Source organism: Pseudomonas sp. SID14000, assembly GCF_002165135.1.
In the GTDB taxonomy this organism is placed as follows: domain Bacteria; phylum Pseudomonadota; class Gammaproteobacteria; order Pseudomonadales; family Pseudomonadaceae; genus Aquipseudomonas.
In genome coordinates, this window is the sequence record NZ_NFZQ01000145.1 from 1 (window position 1) to 405 (window position 405).

At 71.1% G+C, this 405-nt stretch carries 1 protein-coding gene; it reads right to left on the minus strand.

From position 1 onward, the window contains the following. Window positions 1–405: McrC family protein (locus tag CAY82_RS27695; RefSeq protein WP_218190867.1), on the minus strand; the 405-nt coding region annotated here is incomplete at both ends.

Genomic DNA, 405 nt, shown 5'->3' on the forward strand with positions numbered 1-405 from the left:
GCCGTACCAGACCAGGTCGGGCTTCATGTCGATGGACGCCTCCTCGTCGAGGTGCCACCGGTCCTGCGGACGGCACACGCCACCGTGCGCTTGGAGCGCACCGCCGAGGTCTTCGGCGAGGAAGTCCTCGAACAGCTTGGCCATGTCGAGCATGAACCCGTCGATGCGCACCGCACCGGCGTCCTGCTCGACGGAGCTGCCCCGCAGGACGAGCTCCCCGAGTCCGAGCGCGACGTGGTAGCGGGTGTTGAGCCGCGAGCGCGACCAGCGTGGGATGGCGCCGCCGCTGGGGAGAGGGCTGACGTCGGCCAGCTCGCGTGAGAGACGGCGGAGGCGCGGGCGGACGTCGTGCGGGAGGTGCTGCAACCGGAGCAGGCGGTGGGTTGCCGCGCGCAGGATCTGGTT